This is a genomic window from Bacillus sp. NEAU-Y102, from assembly GCF_054788175.1.
This window is the reverse complement of sequence record NZ_JBTWFK010000009.1, coordinates 80,618-100,524: the sequence shown is the minus strand read 5'-3', so window position 1 is coordinate 100,524 and position 19,907 is coordinate 80,618. Positions and strand designations below refer to the sequence as shown.

Below are 19,907 nucleotides of genomic sequence, written 5' to 3'. Positions count from 1 at the left end.
ATTACGCACCTAACATATCTTGAATGTCTGACTTTAATACGTCAGCTTTCGGACCATATACCGCTTGTACACCTTTATCTTTTACAATAAGCCCTAAAGCACCATTTTGTTTCCACTGTGCTTCTGGTGCAACAACATCTAAGTCTTTTACTGTTACACGTAAGCGTGTCATACAAGCATCTACGTCAGCAATATTTTCTTTTCCACCTAATAAATCGATAACTTTTGTTGCTAATGAACCATCTTGTACATTTCCTGTTCCTTCTGATGCCTCATCTTCATTATCAATATAGTTACCTGCACGCCCTGGTGTTGGTAAGTTGAATTTTTTAATTAAGAAATTAAATAGTGTAAAGTTAAGACCGAAGAACACTAATGAAACAATAACAAAGTTGATTAAGTCTCTTGTTAAACCTGCGTTAACCATCATTGGTGTACGAGTAATTAACTCAATAAATCCAAATGCATGAACACGTAAGTTAATTAAATCAGCTAACGCGAATGCAAGTCCTGTTGTAATAGCATATACAACATATAATACTGGAGCAATAAACATGAACATGAATTCAATTGGTTCTGTTACACCTGTTAAGAATACTGCTAATGCTGCTGATAAAAACATTGGTTTATATTTTGCACGCTTTTCTTTATCAACGTTACGGAACATCGCAAATGCAATCCCCATTAACGCTGCTGTTGAGCCGATAACTTGTCCAGCTTTGAAACGAGCTGGTACAACGTTATTTAATAAATCGTTATATGCCTTCGTATCTCCATTTGCCAATAAATTATTTAAATCTGTAATCCATGCAAGCCATAATGGATCTTGTCCTGCTACAACTTGTCCAACTTTTGAACCAGTTAGCATCGTATATGTTCCGCCTAGCTCTGTATAGTTCATCGGAATCGTTAACATATGGTGTAAACCAAATGGTAATAATAAACGCTCTAACGTTCCATATACAAACGGTGCAACAACTGGTGCACTATCTTTTGAAGCTGCAATCCAGCGACCAAATTCATTTAACCCACTTTGGATGAATGGCCATAGAAGTGATAATACAATCGCAGTAACTGTAGACCAAAGAATTACAACGAATGGTACAAATCGTTTTCCATTAAAGAATGCTAATGCCTGTGGCAGTTTATTATAGTTATAATATTTGTTATATAAAGTAGCTCCTAAGAAACCTGTGATGATCCCTACGAACACTCCCATGTTTAATGCAGGTGCACCAAGTACAGAAGTAAAGTAATCTTTTACAATTAAATCTCCCGCTATTACTGAAGAAACTTTCGCTTTTGAATCCGCTAACATTTCAGCGTTTACCCCAAATATAGCTCCTGTAATTCGGTTTGTTAAGACGAATGCTAATAGCGCTGCAAATGCACCACCCGCGCGATCTTTCGCCCAAGATCCCCCAATTGCTACTGCGAATAGGATGTGTAGATTTGTAATGATTGCCCAACCGATGTCTTCCATTACGCGAGCGATTGTATGAACTGCGTTAACATCCCCAGCAGACATACCAATTAACTTACCGATGGAAATCATTAAACCAGCTGCTGGCATTACAGCTACAACAACTAATAACGCTTTCCCGAACTTTTGCCAAAAATCAAAAGACGTAATTTTCATCTGTTCTTCCTCCCCTTTATTTATAACAACATAATGATTTAAATTATAATTTCTGTTCCCTTTATGAAAACGATTCCTTATATTACTTTATTTTTATCTTTACGCAACCGTTTTCATAAATCTATTTTAATAAAAGCGTTTTCACTTTGCAATAGAAATTTATTTTTTTTCATAAAAAAAGATGCTCAAAGAGCATCCTTTTTTATTATGAAATGCGATAAACCCTTGTTTCATAAGGTTTTAAAGCAATTGTTGTTACTTCTTCATGTTCCGCAACTTCATAGTTATTTAAAAGCAAACGTTTGCGTTCTAGTGCAAATGAACCCTCATTATACACAGCTTCCTCTTTTGAGATATTACTAATTACAATGACTTTTTCATCCTGTAACGTACGTGTATATGCATAAATTTGTGGATCGTCTTCTAAAAGTAAATCGTACGTACCATAGTTCAGTACATCGTGCTCTTTTTTCAGGGCAATCATTTTCTTATAGAAATTGAAAATAGACTTTTCTTCATTTTTTTGCTTTTCAACATTAATTTCTTTGTAATTTGGATTCATGCTAAACCAAGGTGTACTTGTTGTGAAACCAGCATTCATCTCATCATTCCACTGCATAGGTGTACGTGAATTATCGCGGCAAGAAGCCCATATAATCTCCATCATATCTTGATGTGGTACGCCCTCTGCAATTTTCTCGCGATATAAATTTTTAATTGCTACATCATCGTAATCTTCAATATTTGGTAACTGAACATTTGTCATACCAATTTCTTGGCCTTGATAAATAAACGGTGTACCGTGCATAAAGAAATACATCGCCCCTAGAGCTGTTGCACTTTCACGCCAATATTGTTTGTCATCTCCCCATGTTGAAACGATACGTGGTTTATCGTGATTCTCAATATATAAAGCGTTCCATCCTTTATTTTCTAATCCTTTTTGCCATTTCGTTAATACTTTTTTCAATCCTACAACATCAAGGTCTTTCTTCTTCTCTGCATCCCATAAACTTAAATGTTCAAACTGGAATACCATATTGAACTTACCTTGCTCTTCTCCAACCCAAAGCTCAGCATCTTCAATCTTAACGCCATTTGCTTCACCAACAGTCATAATATCGTACTTAGAGAATGTATTTTCTTTTAGCTCTTCTAATAAAGGTTGAATACCTTTCACATTCATATGTTTATCAAAAGATGGCACATATTTTAACTCTTTTGGATTTGGCATATCCTTAAAGCCTTCTTCTTTTTTAATATGACTGATTGCATCAACGCGGAAACCATCAATACCTTTATCAAGCCACCAATTAACCGTATCATATAGTACTTCGCGAACTTCTTTATTCTCCCAGTTCAAATCTGGTTGTTTACGTGAGAATAGATGTAAATAATATTGTTCTGTTTCTTCATCATATTCCCATGCCGAACCATTAAAAATACTTTCCCAGTTGTTTGGCTCCGCACCATCTTTACCATCATGCCAAATATACCAATCACGCTTCGGATTATCTTTAGATGAACGTGATTCAATAAACCATGGATGTTCATCACTCGTATGATTAATAACTAAATCAATAATTAGCTTCATATCACGCTTATGAACTTCATCTAGTAAAGCATCAAAGTCTGCCATTGTACCAAACTCATCCATAATATCTTGATAATCACTAATATCATAACCATTATCATCATTAGGCGATTTATACATTGGACAAATCCAAATTACATCTATACCTAAGTCTTTTAAATAATCCAGTTTTGCAATAATACCTTGTAAATCTCCAATACCATCACCATTTGAATCCATAAAGCTTCGTGGATAAATTTGATAAGCAACCGCTTCTTTCCACCATGTCTTATTCATAGTCATTCTCTCCTTTTGCATCCCATCGGAATTTTATGCAAACGTTTTCGTAACACTATCATAACAAAATATGAACAGTTTGCAACTGTTTTCATTGAACTCTATGTAGATTCTTTATTCTTATGCTTTATTTATTTCTCACAAAGGTAAATCTCATTCTTCACCTCTCCTTGTCCACGCGTATTACAGACATTTTTCATATATTAATAAAAAGCTCTGATTATTTTGGAAAGGAGTAAGAAATTGAAGCAAACAAAATTAACAGGTCGTATCGTTGTTCCCACAGATCCTGACTACAATGTAGCCCGAATGAATTTAAATTTAAGTATTCCAAAACTCCCTTGTATTATTGTTTTTTGTCAAAATAACAAGGATATCTGTAACGCCTTAAAATGGGCACGTGAACGTCATATACCATTTCGGTTAAGAAGTGGACGTCATAGCTATGAAAATTTTTCTCTTTTAAATAGAGGACTTATTATTGATGTGAGTGAAATGCATCGCATTACTGTTAATACAGAGAAATTAACAGCAACAATTGAGGCTGGTGCAAATCTTGGCACTGTTTATAAAGAACTTTGGAATTACGGTGTTACAATTCCTGCTGGTACAAGTGCAAGCGTTGGAATTGTTGGATTAGCACTTGGCGGTGGTATTGGTATGCTTTCACGCTTATTTGGATTAACATGTGATCAATTAATGGAAGTGGAAATGGTACAAGCGTGTGGAAAATTTGGTGCAAAACCCATTCGTGCAAATGAACAAGAAAACTCTAACCTTTTTTGGGCATGCCGTGGTGGCGGTGGTGGAAACTTCGGAATTATCACTTCCTTAACTTTTCGAGTCCACCCCGTAAAAAATGTATCAATTTTCTCAATTACATGGGAATGGGAAGACTTTATTGCTGCATTTCAAGCGTGGCAAAACTGGGCACCTTATATAGATGAACGTCTCACTTCATCGATCGAATTATTCGCCAAGCAACGAAATAAAATCGAAGCACAAGGCGAGTTTGTCGGTTCTCCCTCTGAACTCCATTCCCTATTATCCCCTCTTCTTGAAACTGGCAGCCCCTCTCTCTTTATAGAAGAAGTTCCTTATATAAAGGCTGTCGAATTTTTTAATGGCGGTAACATCCCTGAAAATTTCAAGCGCTCTGGTTCCTATGTCTATAAACCTATTCCCCTTAAAGGCATTCAACTCATGCAATACTTTCTTTCTCATGCCCCAAATAAAGATGCTAGTATTTGGCATCAATCGCTCATAGGTGCTGTTGAAAATATTTCGCCGAATGAAACGGCTTATTTTCATCGTAAAGCAATTATTGCCCAAGAATACATTACCTCTTGGAAATGCGATGATGAAGAAAATCGAAATATACGCTGGGTTAAAGATTTACGAGAAAGCTTAGATCCTTATACACTAGGTGACTATGTGAACTGGCCCGATATCGACATTAAAAATTGGCAAACTAGTTATTATGGCTCTAACTTTCACAGATTGCGTAAAGTAAAAACTATGTATGATCCTTGTGATGTTTTTCATTTCCAACAAAGTATTCCTCCTTTTCATACGTGAAAAAGAGGATAACATAAAAAAATCATCCAATATACCGTTACCTCACAGTATGTTGGATGATTCAAGTTGATTTTCTATATCGTTTCAAATTCTTGCTCCTACTCATAAACTTTTACTTACAGATTAATTGTATTTCGTATCATTTTCATGCAATGAATGTAATTTAATATTTGGTACTTTATCTTTTTCCATACCTCTATTATAAGAAACAGGAACTTGAAATTCGAATTGCTTTGTCTCATGTTTTTGTAAATAGACTGGTTTCGGTACTGGATAGCTTTTTGAATTCTCGTTTGCATTATCATATAAAACAACTTTTAATGCTTGTGAATGATTACGATAATTTTTTAAAGTAACAATGCACTTCGGTTGGATATTATCTCCATTTTTCTCCATTCTACACTGGCTATCTTCTTTTTTATATTCTATTGCTTCTACCCCTGTTTTTCCTGCATAGTACCATGTTTTATTCAATGTCTGGAGGATTGTATTTAAAATAAACGGCATCATTACAATCAAAATACTAATGCCTACTACTTTTATCTTATTCATTTTTCTAAATGTACTAGACTCCTTTTTTCCTAGCCATTTTAAAAATAATATAAATGCAATTACATGTAGTATGAAAGAAACAATCAATATATTTGAGACTTTATAATCCATATAAACATACGTATGTATCGGAACCTTATAGACATTGAATAGTTTTTCCCCAATTAATTCATTATCATTTGGAATTTTTAATAATAACAAAACCCCTATACTGTAACAAATAGCTACTAATCGATCATACTCAATACGAATCATTCTTTCTCCCCTTCACTTTGTTTTTTATTATCGATTTTAGCTATTATTACCATACTATACAATCTTTTTATAGAGGATAACGTAAAAAAGTTCCTTATAAATATATAAAGAACCTTATTAATATACATTATGAATTAAAAAATCAATATACAATTTTCACATTGAGATTTCTTCAAAATATGTTGGATTGTGTATTGTAATTTTTTTATCTAAAATTGTAACAATGCTATCATTTTTTAATTGTTTTAATACGCTGCTAACTGTCTCTCGAGATGTTCCAGATATTTTGGATATTTCAATTGTTGTAAGTGGACATGAAATTACAATCTTTTCCCCACTCTGTTCTCCTAAATCCTGCATTAAATAATTTAACGTTTGGATAACACGATCTTGTGCATTAGGAATTGTAATATTTTGCACTCGATTTTCATTCAATTTTAATATAGATGATAATTGCTGAACAACGTACATCAATTGCGTTCTGCTGGATTTTACCATATCTTCAAAGATTACCGTTGGAATATAATATACCTCCACATCCGTCATTGCTTCTGCTGTATAGTTATATCCTCTGTCTGTAAACATACCACCATAAGGAAAAATAGAATACCGCTTTACATAGTCATCGTATAATAAGTTCCCATTTTGATTAACCCGCTCTAACTTTACAAAACCATCTAACATGAAGTAAATTCTTTCCCTTGAATCCCCTTCTAAAAATAAAAATTGACCTTTTTTATAAGTTCGCCAATAAACAAACTCTGTTAAGCCTTTCAATTTTTTTTCTGTTAAATGAGCAAATAATTCGAACTGCTTTAAGTCTTTCACTACGTTCCGTCTATTCATAAAATTCCCTCTCTCTTGCTGTATGTTGGAGCGAAAAATCAAGAAAGCGTATTCAATTTGAATTTTATCATAATTAACTTATATATTCAGATTTCATCATGAAAACTTTATGAACAATGAGTACAAAAAATATTAATAAATAAAAAGAATGAAGTTATTAACCTCATTCTTTTTTTTACTACTAAGTAGCGTACATAATAATTTAAACATACATGCATACATTCTGTTTTGAAATAATAGTACCAGCTTTTTCTTCTAGTGCTTCATATACTTTTTCTAAAGACGTAATAATTGTTTTTCTTTTTGGATTTGTATTAACAAAATTAATAGCAGCTTCAATTTTTGGAAGCATGCTTCCCGCAGCAAATTGTTGTTCTTCAATATATTCTTCTAATTGATTCACTGTGACATGCTCTAATTTTTTTTGATTCGGTTGATTATAATTTACATACACATGATCAACTGCAGTTAAAATAACGAGCGTATCGGCATCTACTAATTCTGCTAATTTCTGCGCAGCGAAATCTTTATCGATAACCGCTTCAGTTCCTTTTAACCCTTCTTCGGAATCAATTACTGGAATTCCACCCCCGCCAACAGCTATCACTATGTTTCCATCTTCCACCAAAGAATTAATCACTTTATGTTCATGAATACTTACAGGCTTCGGTGATGGAACAACACGTCTCCATCCTCTACCAGCATCTTCTTTAAACACTGCTTTTGTTTCATCCATTAATCTTCTGGCCTCTTCTTCTGTATAAAAAGGACCAATTGGTTTAGTTGGATTTTTAAATGCCTCATCTTTTTTGTCCACAACAACGCGCGTTATAACCGTTGCTACATCTTTTTGTATATTCCGTTTTTTTAATGCCTTTTCAATCGCATTTTCCATCCAATATCCAATCATCCCTTGGCTCATTGCCCCACAAGTATCTAATGGCATTGCAGGTGTCTTTTCCGTTTCTGCAGCTTTTTGCTGTAATAAAATATTCCCCACTTGTGGGCCATTTCCATGCGCAATTACTATATCCACATCATTTTCCATTATTTTCACAAGTTGTTCCGCCGTTTTTTCCAACGCTTCTTGCTGCGCTCCCGCAGTAGCTTCTCCAGACTGTATCGCATTTCCCCCTAGTGCAACTACAATTTTTCTTCGTGCCATATTTCAGCCCTCCAGTTCATTTCGCTTTCACAGCGCTTTATAAAGTAATACTGCCTGTAATTAATCCATAAATCGCAAAGAATGCTAAAGCACCAATTGCTACGGATGATGCTAATTCCACTCGAGTAAATATTTGCTTCGAACTCTTTTGCTTTTGAACATTGTAAAAAATAAAAATACCTGGCGCATATAAAGTCATTGTTAATAATAAATACTCTAAACCAGCTGCATAAACTAACCACACACCATAAATACTTGCTATCAAACCAATTATTATATTTTTATTTCGATCTACTTCTTCAGATTTTAAGCTATGCTTCAGTTGATAAAATGCTGAAAAAGCATATGGAATTAAAATGGCTGAAGATGCTAAAGAGAATGCAAAGTTATACGCCTGATCAGAAACGACGAATGTTAACAAGAATATTTGAATTAAACCATTTGTTATCCATAATGAATTTACTGGAGCCTTATTTTTATTTTCTTTTGCGAACCATTTTGGAAATACTCCATCTTTAGCCGCTAAATATGGAATTTCAGAAGCGAGCAAAGTCCAACCTAACCAAGCACCTAATACAGAGATGACCAAACCTAAATTTATAAAGATAGCACCCCATTTTCCAACAACACTTTCAAATAAATAAGCCATAGCTGGATTTTTCAAACCAGCAATATCTGCTTGCTGCATAAGTCCAAGAGACAATAATGTGATTAAAATGTAAATGATGAGTGTACCAATTAAGCCAATAACCGTTGCTTTCCCTACATCACTTCTATTTTTTGCTCGACTGGATAAAACAACCGCCCCTTCTACCCCAATAAATACCCATAGAGTTACAAGCATTGTACTTTTAACTTGGCTGCCAACTGCTCCCCATGAAAAAGAACCAGTTTGCCCCCAAAATCCATCTAAGAATGTATCAATATGAAACGCGAAGATTCCTATGACAATAAATACAAATACAGGTACTAATTTTGCGATTGTAGTTACTAAATTCACAAGTGCTGCTGATTGAACTCCACGTAAAATTAACATGTGAACACACCACAATAATACGCTTGCACCAATAATGGATTCTACATTTTGACCGCCTTCAAAGATCGGGAAGAAATATCCTAATGAAGAAAATAATAATGTACCGTAAGCTACATTCCCAAGCCAAGCAGATAGCCAGTATCCCCACGCACTATTAAATCCCATAAAATTACCAAATCCTGCTTTTGCATAGCTAAAAATACCACCATCTAAATCTGGCCGTTTTACAGTTAGATTTTGAAAAGATAATCCAAGTGCAATCATCCCAATTCCTGTTATAACCCAACCAATAATAATGGCCCCCGCACCAGCACCTTTTGCCATATCACTCGCTAAATTAAATGCTCCACCGCCAATCATAGACCCAACTACAAGAGCCGTTAGTGTAAACAACCCTAATTTCTTATCTTCACCCATTCCACTCACCTCTCTTTAATTGCAATAACAATACAAAAGCAACAGTGAATGATAGTGTCTAAAGGAGGAGAAAGAAGAAAGGAAGACTCCCTTTCTTCTTTACTCCATGTTTCCTAAAGTAGCTGCCATAACCGCTTTAATTGTATGCATTCTATTTTCAGCTTGATCAAATACTTTTGAATGTTTACTGCGGAATACTTCGTCAGTTACCTCCATTTCTTTCAACCCATATTTCTCGTAAACTTCTTCGCCATACATCGTTTCAACATCATGAAATGCAGGTAAACAATGTAAGAAAATCACGTTTTCATTCCCTGTTTCTTTAATCATTTTCATATTTACTTGATAAGGTCTCAATAACTCGACACGTTCAGCAAATTTTTCTTCTTCCCCCATAGACACCCATACATCTGTATAAATTACATCTGCATTCGCAACAGCTTCTTCCACATTACTTGTTATCATTACCTGTTCATTATATTTTTTTGCTAAATCAATTACTTCTTGTGCAGGCCATAAAGATTCTGGTGTGCAAATACGTACATCCATTCCAACGATTGCTCCACCAACTAGTAAGCTATTAGCAACATTATTTCGTCCATCTCCAACGTAAACGAGCTTCACATTTTTCAACTTCCCTACATGTTCTCTAATTGTTAATAAATCTGCTAGTGTTTGTGTTGGATGCCACATGTCTGTTAATCCATTCCAAACTGGCACACCAGAATTTTGTGCTAAAGATTCTACAGTCTCATGATTAAATCCACGAAACTCAATTCCGTCAAACATACGCCCTAACACTTTTGCTGTATCCTCTACGGATTCTTTTTTCCCAAGCTGAATATCACCTTTCCCTAAATATTCAGGATTCGCCCCTAAGTCTGTACATGCTACTGTAAATGCACAGCGCGTACGAGTGGAGGTTTTTTCAAATAAGAGCGCTACATTCTTATCTTCTAAATAATGATGCGGGATACCATTTTTCTTTTTCTCTTTTAATTCTGCTGCCAAATCTAGAAAATATAACAATTCTTCTTGTGTAAAATCTTTTTCTGCTAGAAAGCTTCTTCCTTTTAAATTTGGTCTAGTCATTAACATACTTCATCCCTACTTTCTCCGTTATTTATACTAAATATCTTTACGAACAATTGGCATACTCATGCAACGTGGACCCCCACGACCACGAGATAATTCCGAACTTAGCACTTCAATTACTTCTATACCGTGCTCCCGTAATAACGTATTGGATACATAGTTGCGATCATATGTAACAACTACACCTGGTGCGATTGCTAATGTGTTCGAGCCATCATTCCATTGTTCACGAGCAGAAGCAATTACATCTCCTCCTCCACATGGAATAAGAACTAATTCACTTAAGCCTAATACCTCTTTTAATGCTTCCATTAAAGAAGTACGATGTGTAATTTTAAGAGTTTCCTCATCTGATCCTTTTTCTAAAATATAAATATTCATATTCCCTTTTGGCCCTTGAATGGCTGGATGAATTGTAAACTTGTCATAATCAACCATTGTAAATACTGTATCTAAATGCATAAATGCCCGGCATTTTGGAATTTCTATTGCTAACACTTTCTTAATTTTATTTTGTCGGCTAAAGAGATTTTTAGCTAAACGTTCAATTGCTTTAGCTGAAGTACGAGCAGACACTCCAATCGCAATTGTTTCTTCATTTAAAATTAGCTCGTCGCCACCTTCAATTGGAAATTTATAATCACGATCTAACCAGATTGGTACATTATGTTTTGCAAATCTTGGGTGATATTTAATGATGTACTCCATGAATAATGATTCACGTCTACGCGCTGGTTCTCTCATCTTATTTATCGTTAAGCCATCGCCCACGCTAGCTGCTGGATCACGAGTAAAATATAAATTAGGCATTGGATCTAAGTAAAACGGATAATGATCTTCCATTAATTCATATAAATGTGTCTTCTTACTTGTTTCAATTTCGTTTTTCCGTACACCGCCCATAATTTTTTGAATTAATTCTTCATTTGAAAAGGAAAGTAAATATTCTTTTAAAGTTTGATGTGCAACATTTACGTCAGCCTGTCCTTCTTTTAAAATACGATCAACAAATTCTTCTCGAAGTTTTTTATCTACTAACGCCTCAGCGGCTAGTTTTTCTAAATAAAGAACTTCAACACCCCGATTGCGTAACGTTTGTGCAAAATAATCATGCTCTTTTTGAATAATTGGTAAGTATGGAATATCATCAAATAATAATTGCTGCAAATAATCTGGCGTCAAGTTTTCCACTTCTTTACCCGGTCGTTTTAATAAAACCGTTTGTAATTCCCCAATTTCTGAAGTAACATGTATCGGATGTTTCATTTGTTGTACCTCCTTTTAAATATGTTTGATGTCTTACAAGTACATAATAAATGCTCTGCACTTTCATCTTTGTGAAAGCATCCACATTATCATTGTGAAATATTAAACAAGTTATTTTTTTAAAATCATACGAATTTGTATTTTTATAACAAACTCTCTCGCTTTTTCAATAAAAAACACATATATTACGCATATATGTTGAATATTCAACTTCCGTATTTAAACAAAAATCCTGTTTTTAATTTTATTAAAAACAGGATTTTTACATCTAAATAATTAAATTTAATCTTTCTTCTATAATCTCCCTATCTGATTTCGACTGTGAAATTATAAGGCATGTATCATTTCCACATATACATCCTATTTTTTCTTTCCAATCTAACTCATCAAATAAAACACCAATAACATGTGCATTACCAGGTAATGTTTTAATAACCATTAATTGATCTACACAATCAATTTTCACAACAACTTCTCGTAATTTTTTCTTTAACTTTATATCAGTTTGTAAATGCTCTTCTGAGAAAACTTTATATATCATTAATCCTTCTTGAGAAGGTACCTTCGTTAAGTTTAACTCACGAATATCGCGAGAAACCGTAGCTTGTGTTACTAATACATCTTTTTTTGCTAACAATTCTACTAATCTTTCTTGCTTATCTATTTCATACTCCTTTACAAATTGTTTAATTAACCGTTGTCTTTTTTCTTTTTTCATAAAAGACACCCCTTTTAATATTATAGCTCGCTATAATTTTCATCCGAAAGGGAGAGAAAAGAATGTTGCGGAAACGTTCATAGTTTAACTGTAAATATTAAATCAAACTAAATAAAAAAGAGAAGAACAGCATTCTGTTCTTCCTTTTACATTGAAAATCGTTCAATTGTTTGTTTCAAATCAGTTGCTTGCTTCTCTAAATCTTTTAATAATTGATCGATTACTACCATATTTTTAGACTGTTGTAGCGTCACACGCGCCACTTCTTGCGAACCAGCTGACGTTTCTTCAGCAATTGCTGCTACAGCTTTTGTTTGTGCTCCTGTTTGATGAATGTGGCTCACTTGTTCATTCATATAACTACTAATTTGCTGAGTTGCATCGGCTACTTCCATAACACTTGATGACATTTCTTTTAAAATTAATTCCGTAGCTTCCCCACGTTTCGCCTCTTCTTTAGCTATTTTCACTTGTTCTGTCATTTTCATTGCAACTTGTTGTACTTCATCTTGCATATTCCGTAATAACTGAGATATGTTTCTTGCAGAATGATCACTTTCATCAGCAAGTTTACGTACTTCTTCCGCAACAACCGCAAAACCTCTTCCATGCTCTCCTGCGCGAGCTGCCTCAATAGAAGCATTTAGTGCTAATAAATTCGTTTGGCTAGCAATCGCACTCACAACAGACACAATATGTTCTACTTGTTTCATTCGTTCTTCTAACTTCTGTACATTTTGCATTGAATCTTCATTTTCTTTTGCCAATGTTTGAATACCTTGAATTAAAGACGTAAAGACACGAGTACTATGCCCTAAAGCTTGAACCATTTCTGAAGACAACGTATCAGACTGCTTCGCTTTTTCTTCTACTTCACTTGCAATAGACGTCGTTGTATCAACAGCAGAAACAATTGCTTGAATTGATGCTGCTGATTGCTCAGCGCCTGAAGAAATCTCTGCAAGAGTCTCAGATACACCTTGCGCTTGTCTCGTTGCTTCTCCTGTTTGTTTTCTAATCTGCTGTACTTGATTGTTTGTATAAGAAAATGTTGTATCAATATTTTTTACCATGCCCCTTAAGTTTCCTAACATCATATTAAATGCAACACTTAAAGATTTAATTTCATCATCTGTCTTCGGTAATGGAACATCTTCACGAATATCACCCTCAGCTGCTTTTCTTGCCGCTTCCTCTAACTTGCGAAGTGGTTTAATTAAAAATACGGCTGCTCCATATGCTAAAATTCCAGACCATACTACCCCTAATAACATAACGATAATATTATATACAGTTTGACTTACATAACTTTGAAAATAATCGTATATCACGTAAATAAAAAATATACTTGTTGAATATGTAATAAAAGCTAAAACTGTAGTGAATAGCATAAGTTGTGTACGTAATCCAAAAGAAAATGTTTTTCTTTCTTTTTCCATCTTCCCTTTCCCCCTTTTTATAAGCAATATAAATACTACCTATATATTATTATCCATATTTTCATTATAGAAGGATATAGAGATTTTAAAAATCATTATTTCTTTGAATATCAAATTGCACGAAAAAAATAAAGGATTCTGACAATTTATGACTAATAACAGAAATACGGGGCAACATTTGTAAAATATATTTTTAACTGGGGGTTTTGTATGATTCAAGTTCGAAATCTAGTAAAATCATTCGGTTCACTTGATGTGTTAAAAGGAATTGATTTAGAAGTAAAAGAAAAAGAAGTTGTTGTTTTAATTGGTGCCAGTGGTTCTGGTAAAAGTACATTACTTCGCTGTCTTAACTTTTTAGAAATGTACGATGAAGGCGAAATTCACTTACAAGGTGAGCGAATTGATCCAAAGCATTCAAATTTAAATAAAGTCCGTGAAAATGTCGGTATGGTTTTTCAGCACTTTAACCTCTTTCCTCATATGACCTCACTAGAAAACATCATAGAAGCACCTATTCATGTAAAAAAATTAGAGAAAGCAAATGCACAGGATATTGGAAATCAACTTCTCCAAAAAGTCGGCCTTCAAGATAAAGCGGATGTAACTCCTCATCTTCTTTCAGGTGGTCAAAAACAGCGCATTGCCATTGCACGAGCTCTTGCAATGAGCCCTAAGATTATGCTATTTGATGAGCCTACCTCAGCTTTAGACCCTGAACTTGTTGGAGAAGTATTGCAAGTTATGAAAGAACTTGCTGAAGAAGGGATGACAATGGTTATTGTTACTCATGAAATGAATTTCGCAAAAGATGTAGCTGATCGCGTCATCTTTATGGACGATGGAAAGATTGTAGAAGATGCTCCGCCAGCACAATTCTTTTCAGCTCCATCACATGAACGAGCAAAACAATTTTTACGTAACGTTTTATAATGTAACTTCTGTTTCAAACGAAAAGGAATACATTCATACGGTGCACAACTAATCATCCAAATAAAATATTTCAATAACATACTGAAAAACATCCGTATGATCAATATATAGGAGGGGTTTTATGAAAAGAAAACTATTAACCATTGTTGCGAGCATTACACTATGTACATCTTTCATACTAGGAGCTTGTAGCAAAGAAAGTTCTACTACTTCATCAAATGGTGAAAAAGAATTTCGCTATGCGATGAGTGGATTATACAAACCTTTTAACTATAAAGAAAATGACGGCAAACTTGTCGGTTTTGATGTAGAAATCGGTGAAGCTCTTGCTAAAAAGATGAACATGAAGGCTACGCCAGTTACAAACCCATGGGAAACGCTAATTCAAGGTCTTCAAGCGAAGAAATATGATGTAATACTGGGTAGTATGGCAATTACAGAGGAGCGCTTAAAAGCTGTTAGTTTCTCAAATCCGTACTATCGCTCTGGCGCCCAAATTTTTGTAGCTAAAAAGAATACCGCTATCTCTTCTCCAGAAGATTTAAAAGGTAAGAAAATTGGTGTTGTAAAAGCTAGTACCTTTAAAAATCTTGTTGCAAAATATACAGATCAAATCACAGAATATGACAGTGATATTACTGCTCTTATGGATTTAGAGCCTGGGCGTGTTGACGCAGTAATTACGGATCAAATGGTTGGTCTACGTATGATAAAAGAAGGAAAATCGAATATAAAAGAAGCCGGAAAACCATTAAATCTTGATGAAATGGGAATTGCTATTCGCAAAGATAATAAAGAAATGGTTGAGAAAGTAAATAAAGCGTTAGATGAAATCATTAAAGATGGTACGTATGATAAGATCAGTAAAAAATGGTTCGGACGTAATATTCTTGGTGAAGAGGAAAAAACGAAGTAAGTAAGTTAGCCATTCAAAAGATTCATAAACAGTGCCCCACTGATTAAGTGTTCATTTTATGTGGGGCATTTCATTCTCTACTAAAATCTATACAATATGAGGTGAAACGCATGTTTGAAATTTTTATCTCTTCCTATCCCACACTCTTAAAAGCTACTATTGTCACATTACAATTAACATTAACTTCCCTAGTACTCGGTTCATTAATTGGATTATTATTCGCTTTCTTTCGAATCTCTAACAATAAAGTTTTAAATAGTATCGCTCATGTCTACATTGCTATTATTCGTGGTACACCTTTAATTGTTCAAATTGCCATTCTCTATTTTGGAATTACATCTGTTGTTGTTTTCACCCCTTTTTGGGCAGGAGCAATCGCTTTAGCAATTCATAACGGTGCATATATTACGGAAATTTTCCGTGGATCTATTCAATCCGTTGACCGAGGACAATTAGAAGCAGCTCGCTCTTTAGGCATGCCTTATCCTTTAGCTATGCGACGAATTATATTACCACAAGCATTTCGTCTGTCTCTTCCTCCTCTAGGAAACCAATTTATTATCGGATTAAAAGATTCTTCACTTGTTGCTTATGTAGGAATGTCCGAATTATGGGGATCGGGTTTATCAATTGCAGCAGGTAACTTCCAACAATTAGATACTTACATAATCGTTGGTGCATACTATCTCGTACTTGTTCTTCTATTTACTTATTTTGTTAATCTTTTAGAAAAACGATTACAACGAAAAGAAACTAACTCCTTCCAAGTCAATAAAAAGAACAAAAAGGAAGTTTCTTTATAAGAAAAAGCAAGCCTGAGATGGCTTGCTTTTTCACTGCAAAAATATATTAATTTTTACTGATTTATTTTTTTAATACTCTCTTTTTCTTCTATATGTTCCTCACGATATGAAATATTATGAGGGTCTAAGCCATTTCCTAAAGAACCGTAGAAATGCTCTCTATGCGGATCAACTAATTCACTTCCGTGATAATACACACGTGGTGTATTCCAAAGTGCTGCCAATGCTTTTGTCATCGGCATTTCGTGATAACGTTCCGGCCACATTTCTTTAATCTTCTCTTTTACTAACGGATAGTATTTAGAGCTCATAGCAGGGAACAGATGATGTTCTGTATGATATGAGAAATTGAAATGCAAAACGTCTACCCAGCGCGGCACTGTTACTGATAAGCAGTTTGCTAACGGATCATTTACTGGAACAATTGGATTTAAGCGGTGATTTGTTGCGATATATGCCATTACAATAAAGTTAGCAATTAACAACGGAATGACATATGCAAATAACCATTTTCCAGGTCCCATAATAAACAATAAACTAATCCAAACTGTCCAAGGCAAAAGAAGTTGAAGCCATACAGATTTTTGATTGGATGACTTGAACTCTTTTATAAAATGAAAGAACATTCGAGTCGAATGCAATGTAAATTGAATTGTTAGTGACAGAAAACTAAAGAATGAACGTACATGTAGAGGCATACGATATACCCAACTCAAAAACTTACTCTTCTTAAGTTTCTCAAGTGTCGGCCATGCATCCGGATCATTCTCTTCATGCTGTGTATGAACATGATGCGTTGCATTATGCCACTTTCTCCAAAGCTTTGGCCCTGTTGATAATGGCATAAATGCAATCGCTCCTAAGAAGTCACGAAGCCATGCCTTTCTTACAACAGTTCCATGTAAAATTTCATGCCCTAAAAATCCTAGTGAAGCAAAACATAATCCAAGAACAATCGCAATTCCTAGATTCGCCCACACATTCAATTCAAATACACCAATCGATATTAATCCCGACAATGCCACAAGCAAATAAGCCAATCCACCAAATAAACGAGTAGGCACTGGTTTAAATGCTTTTTTCGGCAAATGTGGTGATACACGTGCTGCATACCACCCAAATGTATGAAGCTCCTTCATCCTTTTGCCCCTTTCTTATGCCGCGCCTTGCGCAACTTACATATATCAATTCTTGCTTCCAGATTGATTTTACTAAATGATCCAAAAAGCATCTATTATAAGGAAAATATACTCACTCTATCGTCACTTATTTTTCGCTTTTATTATCAATGAAAAACATTTCTCTTTTTACTCTCTATCAACCTTTCCACATGATGAATCATAACAATAGAATTTCTATATTGTCAACAACTTTTATGACCTAGTAATAAAAGTTGGTTATATTTTTATAATCATACTTTATTTCACTAAAGAAAATGTATAGATTACATAAGGATTTACCCACTATCTATAGACATTTTCTTAAACGCCATAGACCCTATCTCATTCAATAAATCTCTATGTAATCAACAAACAGAATCACTTGAATTTAGTTTTATATAAATCCTACTTCTTCATAATGCCCCACCTAATTAATTATATTAAAATAATTTATAACCTCTTTTAATAAAAATAGACTTCTTCTAAAACAACACACATGAATTTCATATAATATGGAAATATTAAAAGGAAAATTGTTCTAAAATCAGGAGGTTTCAGCAATGACAAGTGATACATTTCCACAACTGCCGCTATCTTATTGGATTGAATCTACTCAGTTTCCTACTTTCCCTCGTTTATCCGAAAATATAAAGGCGAAAGTTGCTATTATCGGTGCTGGTATTACAGGTATTACTACTGCCTATTTACTTGCAAAAGAAGGCATCGATGTTGTTTTAATTGATTCTGGTCGTATTTTAAACGGGACGACTGGGCATACAACAGCGAAAGTAACAGCACAACATGATCTTATTTATGATGAATTAATAAATCACTTCGGTGTAGAAAAGGCCGGGCTTTACTATGAATCAAATAATCAGGCTCTACAATTCATAAACGAAACTGTTCAAACATATAAAATCGACTGTAATTTCTCAAATGAAGATTCATATTTATATACAACTACTGATAACGGATTAAGAAATTTATCGAAAGAATATGAAGCTTATCAAAAATTAAATATACCTTGTGATTATGTTCAATCTCTATCGATTCCTATTCCAGTACAATCTGCACTTGTCATGAAAAATCAAGCACAATTCCATCCCCTTCTTTATTTAAAAACACTTTTAGAAAAGTTTGTGGAGATGGGTGGAAAGGTCTACGAACAAACAACAGCTATGGATGTGGAAAAGGGAGATTATCCACAAATAATTACAAAAGAGGGCCATCATATCACTTGTGAATATGTTGTCTCTTGTTCACATTTTCCTTTTTATGATGCGAATAGCTTTTTCTTTACGCGAATGTATGCAGAACGCTCTTATGCTCTTGCAATAAAAGCAAAAATGGATTATCCAGGTGGCATGTATTTAAGTATTGATGATCCAAAGCGCTCCTTACGCTATATAACAAAAAATGGAGAGAAATTAATTTTAATTGGCGGAGAAAGTCATAAAACAGGACAAGGAATAAATACGATGCTTCATTATGAAGCACTCTATTCTTTTGCTGAAGCAACTTTTGGAATAGACGAAGTTCCTTATAGATGGTCAGCACAAGATTTAATCACTCTAGATAAGCTTCCTTATATCGGACATATTAACGAAAGAAATCCAAATATATTTGTTGCAACTGGATATCGCAAATGGGGAATGACAACTGGAACTGCTGCCGCTCAGCTACTGAAGGACTCCATCCTAAAAGTCCACAGTCCCTATAAAGAACTGTATGCACCATCACGCTTCCATGCAAATCCAGATATAAAAACGTTCCTCTCCCAGAACATTGATGTTGCGAAACATTTAATTGAAGGAAAGATCGAAACCGCATTACGTAAGCCAGAAGATCTCGAAGTTGGTGAAGGATCTGTCGTACATGTTAACGGTAAACGAGCAGGTGCTTATAAGGACAAAGAAGGAAAATTACATATCGTCGATACAACTTGTACACATCTCGGCTGTGAAGTTGAATGGAATAATGGTGATTGTACCTGGGATTGTCCTTGCCATGGTTCTCGTTTTTCAATTGAAGGAGACGTTCTTGAAGGTCCAGCAGATCAACCGTTAAAACGAGTTGATAATGAGTGAACAAATAAAGAAGTTCAACATAATTACTGTTGAACTTCTTTATTTGTTATAAAACCTTTTCAGATAAATTTCGACACAGGGAGGAAAATATTAACATTAAATAAAATAATATATTCATCTACAAATTAAAAA

15 protein-coding genes and 2 pseudogenes are annotated in these 19,907 nt (G+C 34.4%); 5 read left to right on the top strand and 12 right to left on the bottom strand.

Annotated elements, in window-relative coordinates:
* Window position 1 precedes the first annotated feature (1 nt).
* Both ACYFX0_RS22195 and ACYFX0_RS22190 read right to left on the bottom strand, forming a co-directional pair.
* Entirely contained in the window at window positions 2-1,639 is a 1,638-nt protein-coding gene (locus tag ACYFX0_RS22195) for a PTS transporter subunit IIBC (RefSeq protein ID WP_000705560.1), read from the bottom strand.
* Between the two features lie 205 nt (window positions 1,640-1,844).
* Entirely contained in the window at window positions 1,845-3,509 is a 1,665-nt protein-coding gene (locus ACYFX0_RS22190) for a glycoside hydrolase family 13 protein (protein ID WP_001044700.1), read from the bottom strand.
* A gap of 243 nt (window positions 3,510-3,752) precedes the next feature.
* On the opposite strand from ACYFX0_RS22190, the gene ACYFX0_RS22185 reads away from it, so the two are divergent.
* Entirely contained in the window at window positions 3,753-5,087 is a 1,335-nt protein-coding gene (locus ACYFX0_RS22185) for an FAD-dependent oxidoreductase (protein ID WP_000814907.1), read from the top strand.
* Between the two features lie 123 nt (window positions 5,088-5,210).
* On the opposite strand, the gene ACYFX0_RS22180 is transcribed toward ACYFX0_RS22185, so the two are convergent.
* The 9 genes and pseudogenes from ACYFX0_RS22180 to ACYFX0_RS22140 form a co-directional block, all read right to left on the bottom strand.
* A complete protein-coding gene (locus ACYFX0_RS22180; RefSeq protein WP_000619192.1) occupies window positions 5,211-5,894 on the bottom strand; it encodes a hypothetical protein in 684 nt (227 codons plus the stop codon).
* 156 nt (window positions 5,895-6,050) lie between these two features.
* Complete coding sequence (locus tag ACYFX0_RS22175; protein ID WP_001081906.1) at window positions 6,051-6,740, bottom strand: Crp/Fnr family transcriptional regulator; 690 nt, start codon at window positions 6,738-6,740, stop codon at window positions 6,051-6,053.
* A 202-nt stretch (window positions 6,741-6,942) separates the two neighbouring features.
* Window positions 6,943-7,905: a carbamate kinase gene (arcC, locus tag ACYFX0_RS22170; protein ID WP_000113953.1), complete on the bottom strand. Its 963-nt coding sequence runs from the start codon at window positions 7,903-7,905 to the stop codon at window positions 6,943-6,945.
* 37 nt (window positions 7,906-7,942) lie between these two features.
* Complete coding sequence (gene arcD, locus ACYFX0_RS22165) at window positions 7,943-9,358, bottom strand: arginine-ornithine antiporter (protein WP_000503413.1); 1,416 nt, start codon at window positions 9,356-9,358, stop codon at window positions 7,943-7,945.
* Between the two features lie 99 nt (window positions 9,359-9,457).
* Entirely contained in the window at window positions 9,458-10,456 is a 999-nt protein-coding gene (gene argF, locus ACYFX0_RS22160) for an ornithine carbamoyltransferase (protein ID WP_000930283.1), read from the bottom strand.
* Window positions 10,457-10,486: 30 nt separating this feature from the next.
* Complete coding sequence (arcA, locus tag ACYFX0_RS22155) at window positions 10,487-11,719, bottom strand: arginine deiminase (RefSeq protein ID WP_000682331.1); 1,233 nt, start codon at window positions 11,717-11,719, stop codon at window positions 10,487-10,489.
* A 268-nt stretch (window positions 11,720-11,987) separates the two neighbouring features.
* Complete coding sequence (argR, locus tag ACYFX0_RS22150) at window positions 11,988-12,437, bottom strand: arginine repressor (RefSeq protein ID WP_000711826.1); 450 nt, start codon at window positions 12,435-12,437, stop codon at window positions 11,988-11,990.
* Window positions 12,438-12,583: 146 nt separating this feature from the next.
* Window positions 12,584-13,156: pseudogene (locus tag ACYFX0_RS22145) on the bottom strand (methyl-accepting chemotaxis protein); the annotation flags it as partial.
* Window positions 13,157-13,525: 369 nt separating this feature from the next.
* Window positions 13,526-13,711: pseudogene (locus ACYFX0_RS22140) on the bottom strand (HAMP domain-containing protein); the annotation flags it as partial.
* A 375-nt stretch (window positions 13,712-14,086) separates the two neighbouring features.
* On the opposite strand from ACYFX0_RS22140, the gene ACYFX0_RS22135 reads away from it, so the two are divergent.
* The 3 genes from ACYFX0_RS22135 to ACYFX0_RS22125 all read left to right on the top strand — a co-directional run bounded on the left by ACYFX0_RS22135 (window position 14,087) and on the right by ACYFX0_RS22125 (window position 16,528).
* The gene (locus ACYFX0_RS22135; RefSeq protein WP_000616926.1) at window positions 14,087-14,809 is read left to right on the top strand and encodes an amino acid ABC transporter ATP-binding protein; all 723 of its coding nucleotides are present in this window, start codon (window positions 14,087-14,089) and stop codon (window positions 14,807-14,809) included.
* 121 nt (window positions 14,810-14,930) lie between these two features.
* Window positions 14,931-15,725: an ABC transporter substrate-binding protein gene (locus ACYFX0_RS22130; RefSeq protein ID WP_000823756.1), complete on the top strand. Its 795-nt coding sequence runs from the start codon at window positions 14,931-14,933 to the stop codon at window positions 15,723-15,725.
* Window positions 15,726-15,772: 47 nt separating this feature from the next.
* Window positions 15,773-16,528 (top strand): amino acid ABC transporter permease, encoded by a 756-nt coding sequence (locus ACYFX0_RS22125; protein WP_003255986.1) that lies wholly within the window; start codon window positions 15,773-15,775, stop codon window positions 16,526-16,528.
* Window positions 16,529-16,581: 53 nt separating this feature from the next.
* On the opposite strand, the gene desB is transcribed toward ACYFX0_RS22125, so the two are convergent.
* Window positions 16,582-17,667, bottom strand: coding sequence for a Delta(10) desaturase DesB (desB, locus tag ACYFX0_RS22120; RefSeq protein ID WP_000661228.1), 1,086 nt, complete (start codon window positions 17,665-17,667; stop codon window positions 16,582-16,584).
* A gap of 581 nt (window positions 17,668-18,248) precedes the next feature.
* Between desB and ACYFX0_RS22115 the strand changes: the two genes are divergently transcribed.
* A complete protein-coding gene (locus tag ACYFX0_RS22115; RefSeq protein WP_106082267.1) occupies window positions 18,249-19,775 on the top strand; it encodes an FAD-dependent oxidoreductase in 1,527 nt (508 codons plus the stop codon).
* Window positions 19,776-19,907 lie beyond the last annotated feature (132 nt).

Excerpts from the sequence above, each read along its gene's own strand:
- ACYFX0_RS22195 (WP_000705560.1), bottom strand. The coding sequence starts at position 1,639 with ATGAAAATTACGTCTTTTGATTTTTGGCAAAAGTTCGGGAAAGCGTTA.
- ACYFX0_RS22190 (WP_001044700.1), bottom strand. The coding sequence starts at position 3,509 with ATGAATAAGACATGGTGGAAAGAAGCGGTTGCTTATCAAATTTATCCA.
- ACYFX0_RS22180 (WP_000619192.1), bottom strand. The coding sequence starts at position 5,894 with ATGATTCGTATTGAGTATGATCGATTAGTAGCTATTTGTTACAGTATA.
- ACYFX0_RS22175 (WP_001081906.1), bottom strand. The coding sequence starts at position 6,740 with ATGAATAGACGGAACGTAGTGAAAGACTTAAAGCAGTTCGAATTATTT.
- arcC (WP_000113953.1), bottom strand. The coding sequence starts at position 7,905 with ATGGCACGAAGAAAAATTGTAGTTGCACTAGGGGGAAATGCGATACAG.
- arcD (WP_000503413.1), bottom strand. The coding sequence starts at position 9,358 with ATGGGTGAAGATAAGAAATTAGGGTTGTTTACACTAACGGCTCTTGTA.
- argF (WP_000930283.1), bottom strand. The coding sequence starts at position 10,456 with ATGTTAATGACTAGACCAAATTTAAAAGGAAGAAGCTTTCTAGCAGAA.
- arcA (WP_000682331.1), bottom strand. The coding sequence starts at position 11,719 with ATGAAACATCCGATACATGTTACTTCAGAAATTGGGGAATTACAAACG.
- argR (WP_000711826.1), bottom strand. The coding sequence starts at position 12,437 with ATGAAAAAAGAAAAAAGACAACGGTTAATTAAACAATTTGTAAAGGAG.
- ACYFX0_RS22135 (WP_000616926.1), top strand. The coding sequence starts at position 14,087 with ATGATTCAAGTTCGAAATCTAGTAAAATCATTCGGTTCACTTGATGTG.
- ACYFX0_RS22130 (WP_000823756.1), top strand. The coding sequence starts at position 14,931 with ATGAAAAGAAAACTATTAACCATTGTTGCGAGCATTACACTATGTACA.
- desB (WP_000661228.1), bottom strand. The coding sequence starts at position 17,667 with ATGAAGGAGCTTCATACATTTGGGTGGTATGCAGCACGTGTATCACCA.
- ACYFX0_RS22115 (WP_106082267.1), top strand. The coding sequence starts at position 18,249 with ATGACAAGTGATACATTTCCACAACTGCCGCTATCTTATTGGATTGAA.